At 27.6% G+C, this 24,067-nt stretch carries 22 protein-coding genes and 2 pseudogenes; 15 read left to right on the top strand and 9 right to left on the bottom strand.

The genetic code is table 11. The features are described from left to right. The 9 genes and pseudogenes from F811_RS16810 to hprK form a co-directional block, all read left to right on the top strand. A pseudogene (locus tag F811_RS16810) lies at positions 1-279 on the top strand (Rpn family recombination-promoting nuclease/putative transposase); the annotation flags it as partial. 363 nt (positions 280-642) lie between these two features. Continuing rightward, complete coding sequence (locus F811_RS0113430; RefSeq protein WP_020005756.1) at positions 643-1,398, top strand: uracil-DNA glycosylase; 756 nt, start codon at positions 643-645, stop codon at positions 1,396-1,398. A gap of 76 nt (positions 1,399-1,474) precedes the next feature. After that, complete coding sequence (locus F811_RS0113425) at positions 1,475-2,224, top strand: ankyrin repeat domain-containing protein (RefSeq protein WP_020005755.1); 750 nt, start codon at positions 1,475-1,477, stop codon at positions 2,222-2,224. Positions 2,225-2,291: 67 nt separating this feature from the next. Beyond that, complete coding sequence (locus F811_RS0113420) at positions 2,292-3,128, top strand: hypothetical protein (protein ID WP_020005754.1); 837 nt, start codon at positions 2,292-2,294, stop codon at positions 3,126-3,128. Between the two features lie 67 nt (positions 3,129-3,195). After that, positions 3,196-6,480 (top strand): DUF4132 domain-containing protein, encoded by a 3,285-nt coding sequence (locus F811_RS0113415; protein ID WP_020005753.1) that lies wholly within the window; start codon positions 3,196-3,198, stop codon positions 6,478-6,480. After that, on the top strand, positions 6,473-7,783 hold the full coding sequence (gene rpoN / locus F811_RS0113410) for an RNA polymerase factor sigma-54 (protein ID WP_020005752.1): 1,311 nt from the start codon (positions 6,473-6,475) through the stop codon (positions 7,781-7,783). The genes F811_RS0113415 and rpoN overlap by 8 nt, the downstream gene beginning before the upstream one ends. A gap of 15 nt (positions 7,784-7,798) precedes the next feature. Beyond that, positions 7,799-8,569: a ribosome hibernation-promoting factor, HPF/YfiA family gene (gene hpf / locus F811_RS0113405; RefSeq protein ID WP_020005751.1), complete on the top strand. Its 771-nt coding sequence runs from the start codon at positions 7,799-7,801 to the stop codon at positions 8,567-8,569. A 41-nt stretch (positions 8,570-8,610) separates the two neighbouring features. Next, the gene (locus F811_RS0113400; protein ID WP_020005750.1) at positions 8,611-9,075 is read left to right on the top strand and encodes a PTS sugar transporter subunit IIA; all 465 of its coding nucleotides are present in this window, start codon (positions 8,611-8,613) and stop codon (positions 9,073-9,075) included. After that, positions 9,075-10,037: an HPr(Ser) kinase/phosphatase gene (gene hprK / locus F811_RS0113395; RefSeq protein WP_020005749.1), complete on the top strand. Its 963-nt coding sequence runs from the start codon at positions 9,075-9,077 to the stop codon at positions 10,035-10,037. The genes F811_RS0113400 and hprK overlap by 1 nt, the downstream gene beginning before the upstream one ends. A 6-nt stretch (positions 10,038-10,043) precedes the next feature. Here the strand turns inward: hprK and F811_RS0113390 are convergent, their stop codons facing one another. Both F811_RS0113390 and rsmH read right to left on the bottom strand, forming a co-directional pair. Continuing rightward, the gene (locus F811_RS0113390; protein ID WP_020005748.1) at positions 10,044-10,391 is read right to left on the bottom strand and encodes a hypothetical protein; all 348 of its coding nucleotides are present in this window, start codon (positions 10,389-10,391) and stop codon (positions 10,044-10,046) included. A gap of 37 nt (positions 10,392-10,428) precedes the next feature. After that, positions 10,429-11,337: a 16S rRNA (cytosine(1402)-N(4))-methyltransferase RsmH gene (gene rsmH / locus F811_RS0113385; protein WP_026364463.1), complete on the bottom strand. Its 909-nt coding sequence runs from the start codon at positions 11,335-11,337 to the stop codon at positions 10,429-10,431. A gap of 197 nt (positions 11,338-11,534) precedes the next feature. Here rsmH and F811_RS0113380 point away from each other — a divergent pair, with 197 nt between their 5' ends. From F811_RS0113380 to F811_RS0113370, 3 genes are all read left to right on the top strand, one after another. After that, the gene (locus F811_RS0113380; RefSeq protein ID WP_020005746.1) at positions 11,535-12,065 is read left to right on the top strand and encodes an HdeD family acid-resistance protein; all 531 of its coding nucleotides are present in this window, start codon (positions 11,535-11,537) and stop codon (positions 12,063-12,065) included. 66 nt (positions 12,066-12,131) lie between these two features. Next, complete coding sequence (locus F811_RS0113375; RefSeq protein ID WP_020005745.1) at positions 12,132-12,344, top strand: (2Fe-2S)-binding protein; 213 nt, start codon at positions 12,132-12,134, stop codon at positions 12,342-12,344. Continuing rightward, a complete protein-coding gene (locus tag F811_RS0113370) occupies positions 12,337-12,516 on the top strand; it encodes a (2Fe-2S)-binding protein (protein WP_020005744.1) in 180 nt (59 codons plus the stop codon). Before F811_RS0113375 ends, F811_RS0113370 begins: the two co-directional genes overlap by 8 nt. Before the next feature lie 79 nt (positions 12,517-12,595). Here the strand turns inward: F811_RS0113370 and F811_RS0113365 are convergent, their stop codons facing one another. From F811_RS0113365 to kdsA, 6 genes and pseudogenes are all read right to left on the bottom strand, one after another. Continuing rightward, the gene (locus tag F811_RS0113365; protein ID WP_020005743.1) at positions 12,596-13,513 is read right to left on the bottom strand and encodes a transketolase family protein; all 918 of its coding nucleotides are present in this window, start codon (positions 13,511-13,513) and stop codon (positions 12,596-12,598) included. A 31-nt stretch (positions 13,514-13,544) separates the two neighbouring features. After that, a complete protein-coding gene (locus tag F811_RS0113360; protein WP_020005742.1) occupies positions 13,545-14,342 on the bottom strand; it encodes a transketolase in 798 nt (265 codons plus the stop codon). A gap of 208 nt (positions 14,343-14,550) precedes the next feature. Next, positions 14,551-16,488, bottom strand: a pseudogene (locus F811_RS16135) (methyl-accepting chemotaxis protein). A 205-nt stretch (positions 16,489-16,693) separates the two neighbouring features. Continuing rightward, the gene (locus tag F811_RS0113350; RefSeq protein ID WP_020005739.1) at positions 16,694-17,077 is read right to left on the bottom strand and encodes a GIY-YIG nuclease family protein; all 384 of its coding nucleotides are present in this window, start codon (positions 17,075-17,077) and stop codon (positions 16,694-16,696) included. Next, positions 17,064-17,747: a cytidylyltransferase domain-containing protein gene (locus F811_RS0113345; protein WP_020005738.1), complete on the bottom strand. Its 684-nt coding sequence runs from the start codon at positions 17,745-17,747 to the stop codon at positions 17,064-17,066. The genes F811_RS0113350 and F811_RS0113345 overlap by 14 nt, the downstream gene beginning before the upstream one ends. Before the next feature lie 260 nt (positions 17,748-18,007). Continuing rightward, positions 18,008-18,823: a 3-deoxy-8-phosphooctulonate synthase gene (gene kdsA / locus F811_RS0113340; RefSeq protein WP_020005737.1), complete on the bottom strand. Its 816-nt coding sequence runs from the start codon at positions 18,821-18,823 to the stop codon at positions 18,008-18,010. Between the two features lie 159 nt (positions 18,824-18,982). On the opposite strand from kdsA, the gene F811_RS0113335 reads away from it, so the two are divergent. From F811_RS0113335 to F811_RS0113325, 3 genes are all read left to right on the top strand, one after another. Then, positions 18,983-19,546 carry a GNAT family N-acetyltransferase gene (locus F811_RS0113335; protein ID WP_020005736.1) on the top strand — a complete coding sequence of 188 codons (564 nt, stop codon included), beginning with the start codon at positions 18,983-18,985 and terminating at the stop codon, positions 19,544-19,546. Positions 19,547-19,673: 127 nt separating this feature from the next. Next, entirely contained in the window at positions 19,674-20,306 is a 633-nt protein-coding gene (locus F811_RS0113330; protein WP_020005735.1) for a PHP-associated domain-containing protein, read from the top strand. A 177-nt stretch (positions 20,307-20,483) separates the two neighbouring features. Beyond that, on the top strand, positions 20,484-22,856 hold the full coding sequence (locus tag F811_RS0113325) for a glycoside hydrolase family 3 C-terminal domain-containing protein (RefSeq protein WP_020005734.1): 2,373 nt from the start codon (positions 20,484-20,486) through the stop codon (positions 22,854-22,856). Positions 22,857-22,977: 121 nt separating this feature from the next. Here the strand turns inward: F811_RS0113325 and F811_RS0113320 are convergent, their stop codons facing one another. Next, on the bottom strand, positions 22,978-23,976 hold the full coding sequence (locus F811_RS0113320) for a LacI family DNA-binding transcriptional regulator (RefSeq protein ID WP_020005733.1): 999 nt from the start codon (positions 23,974-23,976) through the stop codon (positions 22,978-22,980). Positions 23,977-24,067: the final 91 nt, after the last annotated feature.

Here is a 24,067-nt window from a genome sequence, read left to right as displayed (position 1 = left end):
ATGTCAGATTTAGTAAAAGAAAAACCTATAATGGAAGAAGTACAAAAAAGATACAATAACTTTATTAAAGATAGATTAATGATGAATGAATACGATAAAAGAGAAGCGTATCTATACGGAAATCAAATAATGCTTGAAGAAGAAAGAAGATTAGGAATTGAAGAAGGAGAAAAAAACAAAGCAATATCTATGGCTAAAAATATGAAAGATAGAGATATGGATTTGAATCTTATCAGTGAATTAACAGGCTTAAGTATAGAAGAAATAAAAAAATTATGAGCATATAACAAATTTATTTGTCATATACTATACCGAAGGTACGCAGAGCGAGCGAATAATTTTTTATGAATATATAAAGAAATAAAAAAGATATAATAAAACATTACAGGCATATATCAAGTTATATGGAATATGATATAAACACTTGATATATTTTTTTGATAAATATGCATAAAGATGTCTAGTAATTTTTTTTATATAACAAAAATATATAATTTTAATATTCCAATATAGATAATATACAAGATATACAATCTTATAAATAAAATCATGCAATTTAATAAAAATAAAAATTTTTAATAAATTCCATTTTATTATATAATATAATCAATGTTTTAAAAATTATATTTAGGATTTATTAATATGAACAAAATAGAAAGCTATTTTTTACAGCACAATAAAATAAAATTCTCAAATGTAATATGCAGCCAGCACAATAAAAAAATAATATTAAGAAATCCCAAAAAAGCACAGCAAGCAGTAAAAAAAGAAGAAAAAGATATTAATAAAGGTATGGAATCAATGAAAGAAATAAAAAATGAAGAATTAAAAAAGATATATAGTGAAGTAGAAAAATGTATGAAATGTGAGGCATTATGTAATAGCAGATTAAATGTAGTATTCGGACGCGGTGATGAAGAACCTGATATAGTATTTGTAGGAGAGGCACCGGGAGCAGACGAGGATAAACAAGGACTTCCATTTGTAGGAAGAGGAGGAAAACTTCTTGACAAATGGATTGAAAAAATGAATATCAATAAAGAAAAATACTATATAATGAACGCTCTAAAATGCCGTCCCCCTGAAAACAGAGATCCTTTGCCTGAAGAAAAAGCTAATTGCAGAGATTTCTTTGTTCGTCAATTACAGATACTTAATCCTAAAATAATATGTGCATTAGGCCGTCATGGATTCGGTAATTTAATAGATTTTGACTTAAAAACACCTTTCGGGAAAGCTAGAAATAAAGTACATTACTACAATAATAATGGAAAAGATGTACCTGTTATAGCAACTTATCACCCTGCTTATATATTAAGAAATCAAAAAGAGGAAGATAAAGTCATATCTGATTTAGAGTTTATGTTAAGCGAGCTTGAAAAAGTTAGAAATAAATAATAATATAATTAAAATAATTTAGGAGATTTATTTGAAAAAGTATTTAATTTTAATGATTATAATGTGCAGATGTCTCATGCCAAATTCATTTGATAATATAATAGACACTGAAGATTATAAAAATATAGAGTATTCCAATATTCCAAAAAAGCCAACTATATTTGACAGCATAACACATGACAATAAATTACCATATATTATAGCAAGCATAGACAGATATTTAGAAAACAACAATGATATAAACAGTACAAATAAAAACGGCAATACTCTGCTTATGGAAGCTGTATCTATAGGGTATTATGATTTAGCAGATTACCTTATAGATAAAAATGCGGATATAACTATTACAAATAATAAAGGCGAAAATGCTTTGATACTATCTGCCAATTATCCATATATATTAAACCTTCTTATAAACAATAATGCTGATGTTAATATTGCTGATAATAACGGTAAAACTGCTCTTCATTATGCATGCGAGGCTGGAGATTTATATTCTGTAAAACTACTAATAAAAAGCGGTGCTGACATAAGTAAAAGAGATATTTTAGGAAAAACAATACTTATGTATGCTGTTGAAAATGAGCATTTAAATTTAATAAAATATTTAGTAGAAGAATTAAAAGTAGATATCAATGAAAAAGATGACTGGGGACAAAATGCCGTATTTTATGCTACGAAAATAGATATAGCAAGGTATTTAATATATAATAATATAAACTATACAGAACCTAATTCAATAGGGCTTCGTGCTTATGAAGTTATGAAATATAACGGCTATATTAATGTATCTACATATGTGCAGAAGCTAGAAAAAAGAAGATAAACTCATAAAAATATCTTTAAGTATTTTTTTTATAAACCGAGAATATTTACAGTATATTGGAGTTGATATGAATATTAAAGTTATTTTATTGTTTGTAAGCATAAATATGCTGCTTTTTGCACAGTATACCTCAGTAACTAATAATAACATATTAGTGAATACAGGCGAAGGAAGAGTTGATTATACCACATATACAATATATGCCGATGCTACAGCAGACTTTTTAACAGATACTCGTCTTCACCCAGAAGCACTTCTTATATTACAGCAGCAGGCAGAAGAAGAAACTATAAAAACACTATATGATACACTAGGAAATATTCCTATAAATAGCGAGGATACTATCTACAGTATAATAGAAGAAAATAGAATACTAAAAGAGAAAGTTGTAAGCTCCATAAATAATGCAAGACTTGTTGGAATATCATACCCTACAAGAACAAGTGTTAAGGTACTTATGGCTTTGGATATCACTACAAATAATTTAATGTATGATTTGGTAAATAATATAAACGAATATAAAACAGAGCCTATAATAACATATTTTGATACAGGTACAGACTATGACAGCCTTGTAATAGATGCCAGAAATATAGGATTTACTCCGTCATTATTTCCTACAGTATATGATGAAAACGGAAATGAAATATACAGTATAGCATACATCAATAAAAATGTAGCTGCTACTAATGGATATATCACATATTCTACAAATTCTTTCCTAACAAATTCTAACATTACAAATATAATAGGTCAAAAACCATATAATGTGGTTGCTTGGAGAGCTAGAGGAAGACTTGCAAGCGATTTGGTTATAGGAAATGAAGATGCAAGTATCATTATGAGCAGTACAAATCTAAAAAATGCTATAAAAAATTGTAAAGTAGTATTCATAATTGATTAATTTTTTATTCATTTTTTTGTAAAAATATGGTATAGTATCATAGTATATATATTTTAAGGCTGTACCCATGAGCATTGATAAAACTTATATAGATGATATTTTTAAAAAACACCCATATATAGATAATATAAAAAAATATGTTTATAATGAAACTGAAAATATAGATTTCAATCCTAAAGAAATAGAATATTCAATATCAAATAATCATAGCATATATTCAAAATTATTAGATTTATATACTTTTAATAAAGAAGATGACAGCTTAATTAGACTATTTAAAGTTATATCTATGCATGACATAGAAAATATATATATATTTGAGATACTTATAATAAATATAGTATCTGGATTAAGTATAAAAGAAGCTCTCTTAAAATGCATATCTTTAAAAAAAATTAATGATTGGAACAGAGAATATAAAAGGCATTCATACAATATTAACCCTATTTCTAATGAAATAATGAATGCCAAAATGAACACATTTATATATTTATATTATGCTAAAAAGTATTTCCCAAAAGAAACTGAACATTACATAGATGATATATGCAGTTCAAATACTGATAGTATTGTTTCTGAATATAAAGAAGATATACTAATACCTTTAATGGCGGTTACTCAAAAAATATATTACGGAGATTACAGCAATATAGACAAACTGCTTGAATACTGTGATAAGGCAGAATATTTAGATGCTATACTATCTTTAATATTGGTTATAGACAGAGATGAAAAAATTCAAAATAAATTTTTGTATTTATTTGAAAACAAATTATTAAATGAAAATAAAGATTTGCTTATAAACTTAGCATATTTAGTAAGATTATTCTTTCTTACAAGAAAAAATTTAATAACTAAATTTCGGGATAAAAATTTTAATGAGTTTTTAGATTATTTGGATAGTTTTCAAATACCTAAATATTTTATATTTTTAGTAAAGTACTTAGATCATAATATATTAATAAACTCCAATAAAATTTTTTACGGAATAAAATTATTATATCAAAATGATAAAGAATCATTTTATAAACTTTCTGATATATTAAAGCATGTTGAAATACCTTATATCATAGAAATGAAAGTGGTATCAACATGCATACTTTTAAATGCAAAAGATGATAAAGCAGATATAAATGTACTAGAAAAAAGTATAGATTATTTCACCGCAAATCTAAAAAGTGAAATAGAAAAAATATATAATAAAAAATCAGATGATATATTTGAACTATTAGAAAGTATAGATAAATACGATATAAATATTACATTAAGCAATGAAATAATATTCACATCAAAAATTATAATATTGATGTATGACTATAATGAAAAGGCAAGAAAAATAGTAAGAGCCTTATTAAAAGCTATGCCTTATAATCTTGCCATACCATTAATGATTAAAGATAGAAAAGAGTTTTATAGTATAAAGTTAAAAGAAGTATTAGAATACCTTGAGGGATATGATTTAGATTTAAAAGATTTAATAATAACATATATTTACAGCTACCCTATATATATATTTAAACAGCAGTATATTCTCAAACTTATAAACAAAAATACTGATTATGTAATAGATTTATTTCATGATAAAAAGTTTTTGAAAGCAGTTGCTCATAAAGGTTATGCATTAGCTGATTTTTTAGAAATGCTGTATAGAAAAGATAAAGCCGCAATAACAAATTACTCAGCACTATGTTATGTACTTCATTTAAAAAATAAAGAAGTATTAAAATGTGCTTTGGAATTGATAGAAAAAGATGAGTACAATTCCAGACCATATGTAGAAAGCTCTATACATGCCTATAGAGAGGATGTGCAGTTTCATTTAAAGAATATCATAAAAAGATGGAACTATAACAGAAAAAGTTTTAAATTTCAAACAATAAATGATGTAATGCAATATATAGATGATTATTATGATGAAAATTATGAACATATTATTGATTTTATAGATGATGCATTAATATCTGATGTAGTTTTGAGAAAGGATAAAAATACGAAAGTACCTGTAAGAGTAATGAAATATATACTTCTTGAATATATGCTTCTTGAAGAGCCGTACAGAATAAAGGATATAGATAAGATTGTTGATTTATTTGACATGCCTTCTTTTAGAGCTGCTCTTGAAAATGTATACAAATACTGGATAGATAATGGTGCTGATGAAAATAAAAAAAATATTATTATCCCCTACTGCATTTATGCTGACTATAATCAAATAGTAAATTTATACGATAGAATAGAATACTGGCATGATAATTTCAAATCATCTTTAGCAGCATATATAATACCTGCAATAGCTATGAACGGTGAAAAATTTGCTCTTATGATAATAAATAATATTATATATATGTCAAAGAACAAAAAATTAAAAAATGCAGCTATAGATTCATTTGAAAAAGCATCAGAATGTTTAAATATACCTATAGACAATTTATTTGATAAAGTTATTCCAAATTTAGGATTTAATACAGAAAGAAACAAAATTATTAATTACGGCAAACAAAGTTTTACACTTCAGCTTTTAAGCGACTCATATTTGGAAATAATAGATAACTCTAACCATAAGATAATAAAAGAACTTCCAGATGCTATAGAAGGAGATGATGAAGAGAGAGTAAAAAATGCAAAAATGGATTTAGTTAATATACGTAATTCATTAGAGGCTATAATTACATATCAGAAAGAGAAATTGAAAAAAGTTATGTTTAACGGAAGAAAATGGGATTATGAAACTTTTTTTGAAGTATTTGTAGAAAATCCAGTTATGCAGTATTTCACTCTTTCATTCATTTGGGGTGTATATGATGAAGATAATAATTTAATAGAATGTTTCAGATATATGGAGGACGGATCTTTAATTTCTATAGATGAAGATTTATACGAACTCCCTAAAAATATAAAATATTATATAACATTATATCACCCTATTGATAAAGATGAGGACTATCAAAAAATTTGGGCTTATCAATTAGAACTTTATGAAATAAATCAGCCTGTAGAACAGGTAAAATTAAAAAGATATTTTCTAAAAGAAAGTGATATAGAAAATGATGCTATAGTTTGCCTAAAAAACAAGCAGTTATCTTTTGAATATATGGAAAAATTATCAAAAGAATTAGATATGAAAGTAGAATATTTTGAAGAGCATGTATCATATTATTTATTAGATGATGTGTTAAAAATAGCAGCAGAAATAAACTGCAGTCTTTATGATGAAGATATAGAAATTGATAATATAAAGTTTTATAAACTGGAGGATCATAACAGATTTGGAGTTAATATACACCCTAAAGAAATATCTAATAGATTTATAAGCACATTGATATATTATTTATCGCTTGGTTTTTATGGTTAACAATACATCTTTATCAGCAAACACATCTATAAGAACGGCTATCAAAAATGATTTAAGGCTTAACTATCAAACTAGACTATGGCTTGATGTTATATCTTCAAGTGCTGTAGAATTAAAAGAAAAGATAGAAAAAGCGATGGAAGATAATCCGTTTTTGGAATACGATATAAAAGATAAGTACAATTCAAAATCATCGTCATCAGATATTGACTCCATAATAGAAAATACTGCCGCAAATGGAAAAGAAAGTTTATTTTCGCATTTGAAAAGTCAGATAGAAATAAGTTTTAAAAGCAAAAAAGAAATAGAACTTGCAGAGCAAATATGCGGTTTTATAAATCATGACGGATATCTAAAAACTACAAGCGAAGAGATGTCTAATATACTTAATGTTTCAGTTTCAGAAATAGAAAAAATAGTATCTGTAATAAAAACTTTTGATCCATACGGAGTGGCTGCCAAAGATATTAATGAATGTCTTTCTATACAATTAAAAATGAAAAAAAAGGAAGACTTAAAAGAAAACGGATTTATATATGATACTGCTATTGACATAGTAGAAAATTATTTGGACAAACTTTCTAAAAAAGACTATGATTATATAGCTTCAAGTATAGGTATAGAAAAAGATACGGTTATAAAGGCATTAAAACTCATACAAACATTAGAACCCTACCCTGCCAGAGAATATGATACATCTTCCATAAAATATATAGTTCCAGAACTTTTTATACTAAAAGAAAATGGAATTTGGATTGTAAAAACAGATGAAACTTTTATACCCCCCTTGAAAATTAGCAAAAAATATATTAAACTATTAGGTAGAGAGGAAAGTAAAGATAGTATAAACTTTTTGAAAGAAAAAAAGAAAGAAGCGGAAAGCCTCATAAATGCAGCTAATGAAAGAAAAAAATCTTTATTAAAAATAGGCGAAGCTTTGCTTAAATTTCAGCTCGATTTCTTTGAATACGGCAAAGAGTTTATAAAGCCATTAACTTTAAAAGATATGTCTTTAGAAGTTAATTTAAGCGAATCTACTATAAGCAGAATAGCTAACGGCAAATATCTTAATACCGTCTGGGGTACTTTTTCTATAAAATATTTTTTCTCTAGGGCTATAAATGGCGGGCTTGGCTCAAGAGGCGTAAAAGAAATTATTAAAAGAATTATAGAAAACTCTCAGGCTAAACTAAGTGATGAAAAAATTAGATTAATACTTAAAAGCGAAGGCATTGATATATCGAGAAGAACAATAGCCAAGTATAGAAAAAGTATGAATATTTTTTCATCAAGAAATCGATAATACAAAGGAGATTTTATGCATCAAAATATTATTGGAAAGAATGTAAGAATTACTAAAAATGTCAGAGAACATATAGCAAATAAGATGCAAAATATCAAAATACATGCTGATAGAATAATAGACGCCAATATTATCTGTGATTATATGCATGGGGAATATACTGTACAAGGAACTATTGCTTTCGGTAAAAAAGTATTTCATGATAAAGAAAAAGAAAAAGATTTATATGTAGCTATAGATGCTATGTTTCAAAAAATAGAAAGAGAAATAAGAAAATCAAAAGAAAGAAACATAGATAAAAGCCAAAGAGCTGTTGTAGATAAAAGCATACAAAACGATGAAGAAGATGATTCTTATTCTATAACTTCTGCTGGTATATATGAAAAACCATTAGATGAATTAGACGCTGTACTTCATTTTAAAAGCGATAAAAAGCCATATATGGCATATCTTCCTATTAAACAAGGCGATGACCTATACAGCATAAAAATAGGAAAATTTCCAGTATTTTTATTTAAAGATAATGACAAAGTATTGGAAGTATATTATAATGACGAATACTGGAATATAGATGAAGTAAACGTTACACCAGACAACAATATAGATGCCAGTAAAAGTGAAAATTATCTTATTAAAGAATACAATGTAAGTGAAGCTGTTACATATTTGACAGAAAACACAGATAAAAAATTTGTTGTTTATATAAGCAGCATCACAGAACAGGCAGAAGCATTATACAAAGAATCTGACAATTCATTTGTATTAATAAGAATGTTTGATATTTAATTGATTTTTACTAATAAAAACCATTTTGGAGGGAGTAATATATGAGTTTGATAGATTATATAAATAAAGAATCTATAATGATAGATGTACAAGAGACAGATAAAGAGCGTCTTCTCTCTAAAATGGTTGAAAGGTTAGACAGCTCTGGTCTGCTTGTAAGTAAAGATGATGCTGAACATGCAATTATAGCAAGAGAACAGCTAATGAGTACAGGAGTTGGTAATGGTATTGCTATACCGCATGCTAAAACTGATGCTGTAAAAAATATAGTACTGAGTGTGGCAACAATAAAAAATGGTATAAATTACAAATCTGTAGATAAGAAGAAGGTATTTGCCGTATTTATGCTGCTTGCCCCTAAAAATTCTGCCAGTGAAAATTTGAAAGTATTAACTGCAATAGCTAAAATATTAAGAGATAATCCGCATTTCTTAGAAAAACTTATCAATGCTGAAAAACCCGATGAGATTATGGAACTTATTGCAAAAGAGGAAATGAAAATATAATGCCTAAAGTATCAATATCAAAATTTCTAGATCTTAATGAAAAAAGAAATAACTTCTTAAAAATAAGGCGTTTAACAAGTTTTGTCGGCATGGAAAATGAAATATTCAGCTGCGATATAAACAGACCTGGTATGGCATTATTCAAATATTTCAAAGACTTTGCATATGACAGAATACAAATATTTGGAAAGGGCGAGGCTAATTATGTACTTACTCTTAATGAAGAAAATAAAACAGATGTATTTGAAGAAATGCTTAGTTATAAAATTCCTATATGTATATTTACCTATAACATAACACCGCCTGAAATCTTTTTAGAAATAGCCAAAAAAAATAATATCTGTGTTATTATTAGTGAATTAAAAACATATGATATGATAAGAGGAATAGAAACTCTAATAGAAGAAGAGTTTGTAGAATCATTTACTATTCATGGAGGACTTGTAGAGGTTTTCGGCGTTGGGGTTTTAATACTCGGTAAAAGCGGTGTCGGTAAAAGTGAAGCTACTTTAGAATTAATATCAAAAGGTCATAGACTTATTTCTGATGATACTGTAGAGTTTAGAAAATTAAGAGATGGCAGAATAATAGGTAAAACTAATGAGTTTATAAACCATAATATGGAAGTTAGAGGAATCGGAGTTGTTGATATAAGCAGATTATCTGGTATGAGTGCCATTAGAGATAAAAAAAGACTTGATTTAGTAGTAGAACTTGAACATTGGAAAGATGATGAGCAGTATGACAGAATGGGGCTTTTTGAAAAGACATATAATATGCTGAATACGGAAGTACCATACATCAAATTACCAGTACGTTCTGGAAGAAACATATGTATATTAATAGAAACTGCAGCAAAAAATTTCCGTCTTAAACAAATGGGTTATAATAGTGCTAAAGAATTAGACAAAGCATTAATTGCTCAAATAGAGAAAAAAAAGGTAAACAATTCAAATAAATAATTTCAATTAATTGTTTTGATTTTTATTTTCTGACTCTATCTTTAAATATAAGATATCATTATTATCCCCTGTAACAGAGGTAAATCCGTTAATTATAGCCATTTCTATAAATCTGTTTGGAGATGAATATTCAGCCTCTTCAGCACTAAGTACTTTTACTTCTTTTTCTAAATGTTCTATTTCTTTATCCAATGCAGAAATTTCTTTTAATATATCATTAGCTTTAACATTTCTAGCAAATGTAAATATGCTTATAATTATCACAAATATAACTATAACAATAAACACAGAGCCTATAGAATATGTCTTATTTTCCGATGCTTCTGATTGATTTTTATTCTGCTGTTTAGTCATTTTTTACATATCTCCAATAATATTATATTTTTTATTATCATATTTTTATTAATTGTACGGCTCTCATCTTGGCACTTCTGCTTGCAGGATTTGATTTTACCTCTTCATTTGTCGGAAGTTTAACTTTATTATTTAACAATTTGAATATGCCGTCTTTATTTTTTGTTTTTTCATTTTCTTTAAAAAATCTCTTTACTATTCTGTCTTCCAAAGAATGATAGCTTATTATAACGGCTACCCCATTATTTTTTAATATATTAGGTATATTTAATATAGACTTTTCTAATATATTAAGCTCATCATTAACCTCTATTCTTATAGCTTGAAAAACTAATGTTGCAGGGTGAATTTTACCATATCTCTGAGATTTATCAGTATTATGAAATATAATGCTTTCAAGTTCTTTTGATGTTTCTATTTTTCTTTTATCTCTCTCTTTTACTATTATTCTAGCCATTTTCCTAGCATTGCTAATCTCGCCATAATCTCTAAATACTCTTTCTAGTTCTTCCTCACTGTATCCATTTATAATATCATATGCACTTTTTTCATTGATACCAAGCCTCATATCAAGCATTGTATTATCTTTAAAAGAAAACCCTCTCTCTGCTTTTTTAAAATGAAATAAAGATACTCCCAAATCATAGAGCATAAAATCAACATTGCCAATTATTTTTTCATCAAGACATTCCATCATCTTATCATATGTATTGTTATAGTAATGAAAATTAGGATAATTTTTTAAACGTTTTTTAGCTATATCAAGTATTGCACTATCCCTTTCAAAACTATGAACCTCAAGATTTAAATCCAGCATAGCTTTAGTATGCCCGCCCTCACCTAATGTAGCGTCTATAGCTATTTTAGCATTTTCTGGAATATAACTTAATACTTCTTTAAGCATAACAGGTGTATGCACTATATTTAATTCAATATCGTTATCCATCACTAATATTATCGGAACAAATATCATTAAAATAATTCAGTTTTATATAAGTTTTTACTTTAAAATGTAAAAATAATATACTGCTGCGAAAAATAATTATAACTGATTATATTGACTTTTTTATATATTGAATTATTATTTACACTAATTTATAATTTTAATTTTATAAATTAAATTTTAATAAAAGGATTTATATTATGGGAAAACTAGGAAGAGTTCTATGGTTAATATTCGGTATTTTATTAATAATATCAGGCATAGCTACAATGTTTAATCCAATAGAAACAGTATTAATACTAGCCTACATTATAGGTTTTTTGACAATATTCTCTGGAATAAGTTCAATATTTTACTTCTTTGGCTTGAAACATAAATCAGGCTCTACTTTGATTTTACTTGACGGTATAATATCTGCTGTATGCGGTATTATAATCATTTCTAATCTGCAAATAAGCGGTGCTTTTGTACCTTATATAGCTGCTTTTTTTGTAATAGTAAGAGGAGTTGTAGCAATATCATCTTCTATCGAATTAAAAAAAGAAGGATACAATCAATGGGGGCTTTCAATGATAAGCGGAATACTTACACTGCTTGCTGGTATTATATTAACTTTTAATCCATTACTTGGTGCGGTATATGTAAGTGTTGTTCTTGGATTATCTTTAGTGCTTTATGGTATAATAACATTGCAGTTATGGTTTGCTTATGGTAAGTTCTTTAAAATATAAAAATATATTGATTTTATTATCTATTCTGTTAAAATAAATGTTAATTTAATGTTGGGAGCAATATCTATGTTTCAAAAGAATATAAACAGCACATTGTGTTTTTGTAAAAATATAAAATATAAAGAAGTAATAGAAGCCATTAAAGAAAAAGAACTCACAACTCTTGAAGATGTTATGCATTGCACAAAGGCTGGAATTACCTGCTGGAGCTGCCGAGGAGATATAAAAGACTTACTAGCAGAATATAAAGAAACAGGTGATATAAAAATTGATGAATGATAATAAGTTTATATGTCAATGCAAGGAGCTGTCATTAGAAGAGATAGAAATACTCAAAAAAGATTATGGCATTGAAACTTTAAAAGAAGTAGTAAAGAAAACAAAGGCTGGAACTGCCTGCGGAGGATGCCGAAATAAATTAAAAGAACTTTTTAAAGACAGACTTAAATAAAATTTTATTATACAATAAAACAAAAAGGAATAGAAAATTAATTATTCTCTATTCCTTTTATATTATCTTTTATAATTTATTATTTTAAAGCCTCATATATAGCCTTAGCATTAAGTCCGTATTTATTCATAAGCTCATCAACAGTTCCAGATTCGCCGAATGTATCTTTAATACCAAGTCTCATTAATTTGCTAGGGTATTCATCAGTTAAAACTTCAGATATAGCAGAACCAAGCCCTCCTATTATAGAATGCTCTTCAATACTAATTAATTTACTATGCTTTTTAGCCATATCAACAACTAATTCTCTGTCTATAGGTTTTATAGTATGTATATTAACAACAGTTACAGATATTCCGTCTTTTTCAGCCATTTGAGCAGCTTCTAAAGCCTCAGGTACAACAATACCAGAAGCAAATATACATATATCTTTACCTTCTATTAATACATTAGCTTTACCAATTTTGAAAGGAGTATTTTCATTTGTAATTATATTTGTAGCAGGTCTTGCCATTCTCAAATAACAAGGTCCATCAAACTCCGCAGCAGCAAATACAGCTTTTTCAGCCTCTATAGCATCGCAAGGCACTATTACTGTCATATTAGGTATAGAACGCATAATTGATACATCTTCTATACTTTGATGGCTTGCTCCGTCCTCTCCTACAGATATACCAGCATGAGTAACTGCAACTTTAACATTAAGTTTAGGATAACAAATAGAGTTTCTAATAATTTCAAAAGCACGTCCTGCCCCAAACATAGCAAATGTGGAAGCAAAAGGTATTTTTCCTTCTATAGCAAGTCCAGCAGCCGTACCCATAATATTTTGTTCTGCTATTCCCATATTAAAAAATCTCTCTGGAAAAGCAGATTTAAAAATCTTTGTCATAGTAGAGCCAGACAAATCTCCGTCTAAAACTACAACATTTTTATTTATTTCACCAAGGCGTTTTAAAGCTTCGCCGTAAGCATTTCTTATTGCCTTTTTTTCCATAATATTAATTCCTTAAATATTCATCATTTGATTAATCAAGTTTATTTAATTCTTCCATAGCTTTCTCATATTCTTCTTTATTAGGAGCTTTACCATGCCAGCCTACTGCATTTTCCATAAATGAAACTCCTTTTCCTTTAATTGTTTTAGCTATTACACATTTAGGCTTACCTGATACTTTTTTGTTAAATATTTCTTCAAGTTCTGCCTCATTATGTCCGTCAGCTATAAATGTTTCAAAACCAAATGCTTTCATTTTAGCTTCCAAATCCCCCAAACTCATAACATCATCATTTTTACCGTCTATTTGAAGCCCGTTATTATCTATTATTAATGTATAGTTATCAAGTTTATAATTAGAAGCAGCCATTGCTGATTCCCAAAAACTTCCTTCCTGTGCCTCTCCATCTCCTGCTATAGCAAATATTTTACCATTTTTTTTATCAAGTTTATATCCTAAAGCAATACCAACTGCAATACAAACGCCCTGACCTAAAGAACCTGTAGAAGCTTCAACACCAGGTAAATGTTTTTTATCTGGGTGTCCTTGAAGTCTTGAGCCTAATTTTCTGTAAGTTAAAAGTTCATCTGTAGGAAAATATCCTCTATGTGCTAATGTAGAATAAAGTACAGCTGAAGCATGACCTTTAGACATTATAAGCATATCTCTTCCGTCCATATTAGGATTTTTAGGGTCTATGTTCATAATCTTAAAATATAGTGTATGCATTATTTCTACCAAAGATAATGATCCGCCTATATGACCAGAATTGGCATTATAAACCATACTTACTATATCTTTTCTTATCTGAGTATTTAATGAAGACATAATAATTCCTTATAAAATAAAATTACAATACATGATATAATAAAATTTTATTATTGTCAAATAAAGTTTTATATAATGATTTATTAAGAACATCAGTATTTAATTTAAACTTTTTTCTAAAAATAAATGATATACTTACATCATAAAAATAACTTGGGATTACAATATATATAAGTAAAACCCAAGTTATATATAAAAAATAATTTATTTAGCTTCTTAATTTAAAATATTCTATTGATTTAATAAGCTCATTAGCTTCATTTAATAATGACTCTGATGCAGAAGTAGCCTCTGTAACCAAAGAAGCATTTTTCTGTAATGCTGAATCCATATTATTGATTGCTATATTTATTTGTTCTATTCCTTTTTCCTGCTCCTGAGCTGCTGTATTTATTCTATCCATTAAAGAAGAAGCATTATCCATTTTTTCAGATATTTCCATAAACATATCTTTTGATTCTTTAACACTTTTTGCTGCTAAATTAATTTTTTCATTACTATCATTTATTAATGAAGTAATATTTTTTACTGATTCCTGAGTATTCTGTGCTAGATTTCTTACTTCGCTTGCTACTACAGCAAAACCTCTTCCCTGATCACCAGCACGTGCCGCCTCTACAGAAGCATTTAAAGCAAGTATATTTGTCTGAAAGGCAATATTTTCTATAAGTTTGGTAATATCCATAATCTTATTGCTTGCCTCATAAACATCATCCATTTTACTAACGCTGTCTTCTACTATTTCACCTGCTTTACTTAAATGCTCTTTAGCCTCCGATACCATAGAAGTACTAGTTGCAACATTTTCAGCCGATTCTTTAATAGCACTTGCCATCTCATTCATAGAAGCCGCAGTCTCTTCCAGACTTGAAGCCTGAGATTCTGTTCTTTCAGATAAATCATTATTTCCTATTAAAACCTGATTTGCAGCCGTAGAAACCTGCTCTGCTGAGTTTTTTACAGTATTGATAACTTTGTTAAAATTATTCATAGCTTTGTCCCAGCCTCTTGCTATATCGCCCCATTCATCTTTTCTTTGATCAAAATGTTTAGGTATAGCTCTTGTCAAATCTCCATCAGACATAGCCAAAATATCTTTAGATAATGATACTATTATATTAGAAACCTTTCTTCCTATTATAGATGGTATGAGCAAAAGCAATACTGCAATAATTACAATTAGTATTATAATAAGTACATTTCTCATAATGTAGCTGTCTTTCAATATTACCTCTCTTGCAGAAGCTAATTCTAAACACCAATAAACTCCTTTAGATATTTCTATTGGTGTAAATGCATAAACTAGGTCTTCACCAGAAACACTGCTGTGTGCCTCTATTAATAATAATTCACCTTTTTTAATACTATCAAACACACCATAATCTTTATAATCTGGATATACTTCATATACATTTTTAGAAACATTATTCATATTATAATTATCATATACTACAAGACCATTCTGATCATATAATGCAGCTGTTGTATCTTCAAATGGAATAATATTTGATAATATAGAAATAATAGAATCTACAAATATATCAACATAAATAACACCTATAAATTTATTATCTGGCATTATAGGAATACATAAAGTAAATAATACTGTATCAGCATTAACTGTAGAATTGTATACTCCTGATACATATGTTTCGCCAGTTCTTTTAGGTTCTGTATAATAATCTACATTAAAAGTGTCTATAGATAAATATGCCTCGCCGTTTCTTGATATATAATAATTAAATCGTCCGTCAGCAATTCCATAATCTGGAGAATTAGTATAAGCATCATCATTATCAAGTGCATTAGGCTCAAACGCTATTGAGAGTCCGTTTATATCACTTGGAAGATTTTCAAAAAATAAAGAAGTTAATTGTTTATAAGCTTCTCTGTCTCTTACTCCTCTTTTGTATAAGTTCTATAAATTTATTTTCAGCCCCAAGGAATTATACAGATGTTTTTCTATGCTGAACTTTATATTAGAAGCCTCTTTAATAGAAGTTTCCTCCAAAATTTTATATGACAATTTTTTACTTATTTCACCTACATATATTTGTATAAATAAATTCGAGGCTATAATAATAAGAATAATTGGAACTAATATTATGAATGTAATTTGGAATTTAAGGCCAACCTTTTTAAACATATGTACACTCCATTAATTAAGTTTTATATAAAATTACCGCTAATATAGCAATACATTTTTCAAATAAAGTTATACATCAATTAAATCATAGGTAATATTTATAAATACTAACATGCCTATTATATCAGAATAACATAAAAATAAATAATGTCAATAATAAATATTTTATAACAAAAAATATATTTATTATAGTTATAGAATAATATTAATTATTTAATAAGATATTTATACTATTTAATTTTTTTTTACTTACACTTCTAACACTTATATTATTATAATCTCTTTTTCCTTTATTTTTTATATGCTTAATATAATACTGTTTAAGAAGCCTGTTATTTTCTAAAAATAAAACTTTAATCTTTTTATTCACGCTTTTTATATAGCGTTCAATACTTAAAGCTGTATTTACACTATCAACTTCCCAAGCTGATAAAAATTTTAAAGGTTTATGACTCCTTGTATAATTAGCACCTTTACCATTTTTATGTTTTGTAAATCTATTAATAAGATCATTTGTAATACCTGTATAATAACAGTTATCCTCACAAAGTATTATATAAACATACCAAGTATTATTATTTTCTTTCATTTCTTATATCGCTTATAATAGTATCAACATCTATATATATATCATTATTATATTTATTAAAAATATTGCATACATTATTATAATCTTCTATTGTGTCAACGGTAGTTCTTAACTCTGGCATAGCAAAACTTTCAATTACTTTCGGATTTTCTATTTTAAACTTATCAGTATTTCTATAATGATATTGTGTAATATGTTCATGCTCGAAAGTGTCTTTAGAGTTATCATCAGCATACTTTAATGCTTCATAATTAATAACTTCAACTCCGCTGCCGTAAGGAAGTAAATCATAATGGCTTAAATCAGCATTTTTCTCAATATGATAATCAACAATCATATCTAATGCCTTTATGCTCACTAAAGGATTATCTCCAGTAGCACGTACAACTATATCGGCATTAAACTTTTCTGCAGCTTTTGTATATCTGTTTAAAACGTCTTCTTCACTTCCTACAAAATAGCTGCATTTAAGTTTATCAAATATCTTTTTAAAACTATCATAAGATTTTTCTTCTGTAGCCACAACTACATCATTAGCTTTTTTTGAGCTTCTTAATCTCTTTATAATAAGCTCAAGCATACTATCATATCCCGCCATAGGTTTCAATGCTTTTTTTGGAAGTCTTGTAGAACCAAGTCTTGATGCAAGTATAATAACTATCTTTTTCATTTTATTTTTTACTCCTAATTAAAATAGAGATATATTAGACTTGTTTCAAAACTAAATTTATTTATGATTGTGGGGACTAGCCCCCACACACCCACTTCTTTTGGACGCTGTCCGCCCGTGGCGTGACACAAAGAAGCAAAAAGACTGCATATTTATATATTAAAATGATAAAATATACAACATGTAAAACATTATGTTTATAATTTTAAAATTAAATAATTTTATACTTAATCTTGTAAAGTAGTTTTGAAACAAGTCTATTATATATTTTTAACTAAAGCATTAATTTTTATTACGCTAGCCCATAACTCTTCAACTTTACTCAAATCAAATATGGTTCCAGAATCAGAAGGACTTTTATCAGGATTAGGATGCACTTCCATAAATACAGCATCCACTCCTAAAGCAACAGCAGCTTTTAAAAGTGCTGGTATAAACTCTCTAGCCCCTCCAGACTGTCCGTTATTAGCAGAAGGCATTTGTAAAGAATGTGTAGCATCATACATAACAGGAGCATAATTTTTCATTATCTCTAAATTTTTCATATCTACTATAAGATTACCATATCCGAACATAGTGCCTCTTTCGCATAAGAAAAACCTTTTTTCATCAATAGCATCAGAACATTTATCAGCTATATATTTACAGTCATAACCGCTTATAAACTGACCTTTTTTTACATTAACAGCCTTTTTAGTTTCGCATGCTGCTCTAAGCATATCTGTTTGTCTGCATAAAAAAGCTGGAATCTGCAAAAAATCCACATATTTGGCAGCTTCTTCTGCATCAGCAGGTACATGTATATCTGTTATAGTTGGAAGGTTAAATTCCTTTCCTGCATTTTGAAGTATTTGAAGTCCTTCTTTCATTCCAAGCCCTCTAAAAGATGATAAAGAAGTTCTATTTGCTTTATCAAAACTTCCCTTTAATACTAATTGTATATTTAATTTATCTTTTATCTCTTTTAACTTTTTTGCTATAGTCATAGTCATCTCTTCGCTTTCTATAACACATGGACCTGCTACGAATATTAAATCTTTATTTTTATTGGTTATACCTTTATAGTCAAAAATCATTATTATATCCTTAAAAAATATTATGCATATGATACTATATTCATTATTAAAGTCAATTAAATATATAAGCTGATTATTAAATAATTTTTTATAAAAAAATATTTACTTAATTATAAAAATAGTATATAATCGGACTAAATATTATATTGGGAGATTATTATGATTAAATTAATTGAAATGAAATATAATTTAGAAAATATAGATTTTTATAAAAAGTTATATAATGATGCTTTTCCTAAAGAAGAAAGATGGTCTTTCGATATGATTTTAGAAAATAAAGATAATAATAATTATAAACTATATGCCGTATTAGATGATAATATGCCTATTGGACTTACTATGATTTGGAATTTGGATAATTTTAATTTTGGCGAATATTTAGCTATAGATAAAAAACTAAGAGGAAAAAAATACGGCTCTGAAGTTTTAATAAAAATACTTGATATGCTTAAAGATAAATTAATAGTTATAGAAGTAGAACCTTATGAATTGAATGAAATAGCAAAAAAACGTATAGAATGGTATAAAAGATTTGGGTTTATACTAGCAGACTATGAATATGATATGCCTTCCTTAGATGAGAATAATAAAATATCATCTATAAAAATGAAAATAATGACAAGCAGAAAATTAAAAAACAAAGAAGAACATGATAATATCACAAAAACATTATATGAAACTATTTACAAACCTAGATTAGATGAAATTGATAAATGGAAATAATATTAAAATAGAAAATTAATAAAAAATATTATAAAAATTATCATTGACCTATTTTGCTATAAATGTTATCTTCTTAAATACATTAAAAAATAATTAATTAAAAAAACAAATATTTGGCGGAATAATTATGTTTATAGATCTTCATATACATGAAAAAACATTTTCTTCAGACAGTATGCTTTCTTTAGAAGAGATAGTTAAAGAAGCTAAAGAAAAAGGACTTGATGCTGTATGCATAACTGATCATGATGACCTTCGTATAATGGATAAAGCTCATCAATATTCAAAAGAAATAAACTATCCAATTTTTGTAGGAGTAGAATATTATTCTCTTGACGGCGACTTAATAACATTCGGAGTAAAAGAAATACCAAAAGAAAGAATACCAGCATATGAGTATATAGAATATATAAAAAAACAAGGCGGAATATGCTATAGTGCCCATCCTTTTAGAAATAACAGGAGAGGCTTGGAAGAGAAACTTTTTACAACAAAAGGTCTGGCAGGTGCCGAAGTTTTAAATGGAAACACTATAAACGAAGAAAATATAACAGCATTTGAAGCAGTGAAGAAAATAGGACTGCAGGAACTTGGAGCAAGCGATGCACATTTTCGTAAAAGAGTTGGAGTATATGCCACATATTTCCCACAAAATATTGAAACGGAAAAAGATTTGATTAATGCCTTGAAAGAAAATAAATGCAAAGCAGCTTATTGGACAGAAAGCGGATACAAAATATTTAATGGAAAATTTGATTGATTATTATAATAATATAACTATTGATTTACAAGAATATTTATACTATCATGTTACTGTATACTAAAGCAATCATATTTTGCTAATCATTATTAATCCTGTATATTATAAAACTAAAAATATTTATTGGCAAAATTAAAGCTTTTTTGATATACAATATATTTTTTTTAAGGTCTTATTATGAATAATAAATACACCCAAAAAATTAAAGAAATAATAAATGAGATGACATTAGAAGAAAAGGTTTCGCTTTTAAGCGGTAAAGATTTTTGGTCAACAAAACCTATACACAGACTGCATATAGATTCAATATATCTTACAGACGGTCCGCATGGAGTAAGAAAACAAAGCACAGAAGCTGATGAATTAAGCCTTCAGAAATCTGAAGCTTCAACATGTTTTCCTACCGCCTGCTGCAGTGCTTGTTCTTTTGACCCAAATATAATGTATGAAATGGGCGAAGCCATATCAAGAGAGGCTAAATCCAATAATGTATCTGTTGTATTAGGTCCTGGTATAAATATGAAACGCTCCCCTCTTTGCGGACGTAATTTTGAATATTTTTCTGAAGACCCATATCTCGCTGGAAAAATGGCGTCAGGATGGATAAGCGGTTTAGAAGATAACGGCATACAGTCAAGTTTAAAACATTTTGCTGCAAACAATCAGGAAACTTTAAGACTGGTAATAGACAGTGTTGTTGATGAGCGTGCTTTGAGAGAAATATATTTATATGCTTTTGAAATAGCTGTAAAAGAATCAAAACCTTCTACTGTTATGTGTTCATACAATAGCGTTAATGGAACATTTGCTTCTGAAAATAAACATTTATTAACAGATATATTAAGAGATGAATGGGGATTTGACGGAATTGTTGTTTCAGATTGGGGGGCTGTTAATGACAGAATAGAAGCTCTAAAGGCTGGGCTTGATTTACAGATGCCTTCTACAAATGGATATGATGATAAAAAAGTTTATGAGGCTATTAAAGAAAATAAATTAGATATAAAAATATTAGATAAAGCTGTAGAAAGACTTTTATACTTTGCTCTTTATTCTATGGATAATATATATAATAATTTCACATACGATAAAGAAGAAAATCATAATACAGCAAGAAAGATCGCAGAAAACTCAATAGTACTATTAAAAAATGAAGATAAAATACTTCCTGCAAAAAAAGAAAGCAAGATCGCAGTTATTGGAGAGTTTGCTCAGAAACCTAGATATCAAGGAAATGGAAGCTCTCTTATAAATGCATACAAAATAGATACTGCTGAAGAATATTTTAAAGAAAATAATTTAGAGTTTAACTATGCTAAAGGTTATAACTCTGATTCTCCAGAAATAGATAATGCTTTAATAGAAGAAGCGGTAAATATATCAAAAGATAAAGATGTGGTAATAATATTTGCAGGACTTATAAACTCTTATGAATCTGAAGGTTTTGACAGAAAGCATCTTAATCTTCCTGAAAATCATAATTATTTAATAGAAGAGATTTCAAAAGTAAATAAAAATATAGTTGTAGTTCTTTCAATAGGTGCTCCAGTTTTAATGCCTTGGGTCGATAAAGTAAAAGGAATAGTTAATTTATATTTGGCTGGGGAAGCTGCTGTAAGTGCTGCTTTTAATATTATATTTGGAATAGTTAATCCAAGCGGAAAATTAGCTGAAACTTTTCCATTAAGTTTGGAAGATAATCCAAGCTATAAATATTTTCCGGGCGGAAATAAAGCTGTAGAATATAGAGAATCTATTTTTGTAGGATATAGATATTATGATAAAGCAGAGAAGGAAGTTTTATTCCCATTTGGCTACGGGCTTTCATATACTACATTTAAATTTTCCAATTTAATAGTTTCGGATGCAAATACGGTTGCTGGATTGGATAATATACATGTTGTATTTGACGTTCAAAATACTGGAGATGTATTCGGCTGCGAAGTAGCTCAGTTATATGTATCTGCCCCAGAAAATAATATATTTAAAGCAAAAAGAGAATTAAAATGTTTTATTAAAGTATTTTTAGAGCCTAATGAAACAAAAACTGTAATATTAAAACTAAACAAAAGAAGCTTTTCATTCTACAATACTGAAACAAAAAAATATGAAATAGAAAGCGGTATTTATACAATATCAGTTGGTAACTCTTCAAGAAATTTACCATTAAACAAAAATATAGAAATTAATGCCAAAAGCTATTATCAAAAAAGAATACCAAGCTATTTTAATTTTAAAGATATCAATATACCAGACGAAGACTTTGAAGAATTGATGGAAAGAAAATTAAAGCCAATTAATATAAAAGCAGTAAAACCTTACAATATAAATAATAATCTTGCAGACTTGATGCATGAAAAAATTGCTGAAGATTTCTATAATAAGCTGTTGTCTGGACTTAATGATATGTTTAAAGATGATAAAACAGACACAAAAAAGATGTTTGAAAGTATGATATTAGAAACACCTCTTCGTTCATTAGTAACTATGAGCGGCGGTCTTATTAATAGAAATGATATAGAGTCACTTCTAAATACTTTAAACAGTTAATTTTATTGATACAAATTTTTATTTATGCAATTACTAATTAATTATTAGTAATTGCATTGTGTTTATATTATATCTATGAATTATTTTTTATTTTATTAAAAATATTTATATTTACTAATATTTATCTTACACTCTCGCCTTCAATAAACTCATAATTAATATACAAAACATTTCTCACTTCTACTTTATTAATTAAATCTATTAATGTATTTGCTGCACATATACCAGCATTAAGAGAATCAAATTTTATTGTAGAAAGCCTCGGTTCTATAATCTCATCAATCTCATATCCGCCAAATGATATTACAGAAACATCTTCAGGCATTTTTAATCCTCTCTCTTTTATTACCTTATATACTCCATGTGCCTGCCTATCAGTAGAACATATTATGGCATCTAATTTTTTATATTTTAAAAGCTCTTTAGTTGCAACCATAGCACTTTCATATGAAAAATCAGCTATCGCTATACTTACATCCATTATGTTATAATGGCTTAAACCGTCTAAAACTCCATTTCTCCTTGTAACACCAATAGCAACATCTTTTTCATCTACTGCAATAAACCCAACATTTTTATGTTTTTTTCTTCCTATATACTCCCCTATTTCCACTCCCGCATTATAATCATCATTAACTATGCTAATACCATCGCTATACTCCTGACCGTAAATAACTATTGGTATATCAAGTTTTTTTAATAATTTTCTATGCTCATCTGTTATTTCTGTAGCACTTAACACTATGCCGTCAACATTAAGTCTCTTTAATTTCTCTATATATTTGAGTTCCAAAACAGACTCATGATTAGTATTCATTATTATAGGCATATAATGTTTTTCTCTGAAAGTTCTCTCAAGACCAGTTAATACTCTTGAACCTACTATAGAATCTAATGCAGGAACTATAATACCTATCATACGGCTTTGTTTTGCATTGAGTCTTGCAAAAGTATTAGGCTCATAATTATATTTTTTTATTATCTTAGCTATTTTTTCCTTAGTTTCTTTTTTTATATAGCCTCCGTTAAAATAGCGTGATATAGTAGTTTTTGTAACCCCTGCTAACTCAGCAATATCTTTCATTGTAATTTTCTTATTTGAGCCCTTACCGCCTCTCATTATTATCACCTCTAATACTATTATATAATATATTATATACTTTTTACAGTAAAATACAAATTTGAAATTTATTAACTACTACACTTGACAA

Origin of the sequence: Brachyspira innocens ATCC 29796 (genome assembly GCF_000384655.1) — a bacterium.
Taxonomy (GTDB): Bacteria; Spirochaetota; Brachyspiria; order Brachyspirales; family Brachyspiraceae; genus Brachyspira; species Brachyspira innocens.
The sequence above is the reverse complement of the archived record's forward strand: the minus strand, read 5'-3'. Positions and strand labels throughout refer to the sequence as shown.

Excerpts from the sequence above, each read along its gene's own strand:
- F811_RS0113430 (WP_020005756.1), top strand. The coding sequence starts at position 643 with ATGAACAAAATAGAAAGCTATTTTTTACAGCACAATAAAATAAAATTC.
- F811_RS0113425 (WP_020005755.1), top strand. The coding sequence starts at position 1,475 with ATGCCAAATTCATTTGATAATATAATAGACACTGAAGATTATAAAAAT.
- F811_RS0113420 (WP_020005754.1), top strand. The coding sequence starts at position 2,292 with ATGAATATTAAAGTTATTTTATTGTTTGTAAGCATAAATATGCTGCTT.
- F811_RS0113415 (WP_020005753.1), top strand. The coding sequence starts at position 3,196 with ATGAGCATTGATAAAACTTATATAGATGATATTTTTAAAAAACACCCA.
- rpoN (WP_020005752.1), top strand. The coding sequence starts at position 6,473 with ATGGTTAACAATACATCTTTATCAGCAAACACATCTATAAGAACGGCT.
- hpf (WP_020005751.1), top strand. The coding sequence starts at position 7,799 with ATGCATCAAAATATTATTGGAAAGAATGTAAGAATTACTAAAAATGTC.
- F811_RS0113400 (WP_020005750.1), top strand. The coding sequence starts at position 8,611 with ATGAGTTTGATAGATTATATAAATAAAGAATCTATAATGATAGATGTA.
- hprK (WP_020005749.1), top strand. The coding sequence starts at position 9,075 with ATGCCTAAAGTATCAATATCAAAATTTCTAGATCTTAATGAAAAAAGA.
- F811_RS0113390 (WP_020005748.1), bottom strand. The coding sequence starts at position 10,391 with ATGACTAAACAGCAGAATAAAAATCAATCAGAAGCATCGGAAAATAAG.
- rsmH (WP_026364463.1), bottom strand. The coding sequence starts at position 11,337 with ATGGATAACGATATTGAATTAAATATAGTGCATACACCTGTTATGCTT.
- F811_RS0113380 (WP_020005746.1), top strand. The coding sequence starts at position 11,535 with ATGGGAAAACTAGGAAGAGTTCTATGGTTAATATTCGGTATTTTATTA.
- F811_RS0113375 (WP_020005745.1), top strand. The coding sequence starts at position 12,132 with ATGTTTCAAAAGAATATAAACAGCACATTGTGTTTTTGTAAAAATATA.
- F811_RS0113370 (WP_020005744.1), top strand. The coding sequence starts at position 12,337 with ATGAATGATAATAAGTTTATATGTCAATGCAAGGAGCTGTCATTAGAA.
- F811_RS0113365 (WP_020005743.1), bottom strand. The coding sequence starts at position 13,513 with ATGGAAAAAAAGGCAATAAGAAATGCTTACGGCGAAGCTTTAAAACGC.
- F811_RS0113360 (WP_020005742.1), bottom strand. The coding sequence starts at position 14,342 with ATGTCTTCATTAAATACTCAGATAAGAAAAGATATAGTAAGTATGGTT.
- F811_RS0113350 (WP_020005739.1), bottom strand. The coding sequence starts at position 17,077 with ATGAAAGAAAATAATAATACTTGGTATGTTTATATAATACTTTGTGAG.
- F811_RS0113345 (WP_020005738.1), bottom strand. The coding sequence starts at position 17,747 with ATGAAAAAGATAGTTATTATACTTGCATCAAGACTTGGTTCTACAAGA.
- kdsA (WP_020005737.1), bottom strand. The coding sequence starts at position 18,823 with ATGATTTTTGACTATAAAGGTATAACCAATAAAAATAAAGATTTAATA.
- F811_RS0113335 (WP_020005736.1), top strand. The coding sequence starts at position 18,983 with ATGATTAAATTAATTGAAATGAAATATAATTTAGAAAATATAGATTTT.
- F811_RS0113330 (WP_020005735.1), top strand. The coding sequence starts at position 19,674 with ATGTTTATAGATCTTCATATACATGAAAAAACATTTTCTTCAGACAGT.
- F811_RS0113325 (WP_020005734.1), top strand. The coding sequence starts at position 20,484 with ATGAATAATAAATACACCCAAAAAATTAAAGAAATAATAAATGAGATG.
- F811_RS0113320 (WP_020005733.1), bottom strand. The coding sequence starts at position 23,976 with ATGAGAGGCGGTAAGGGCTCAAATAAGAAAATTACAATGAAAGATATT.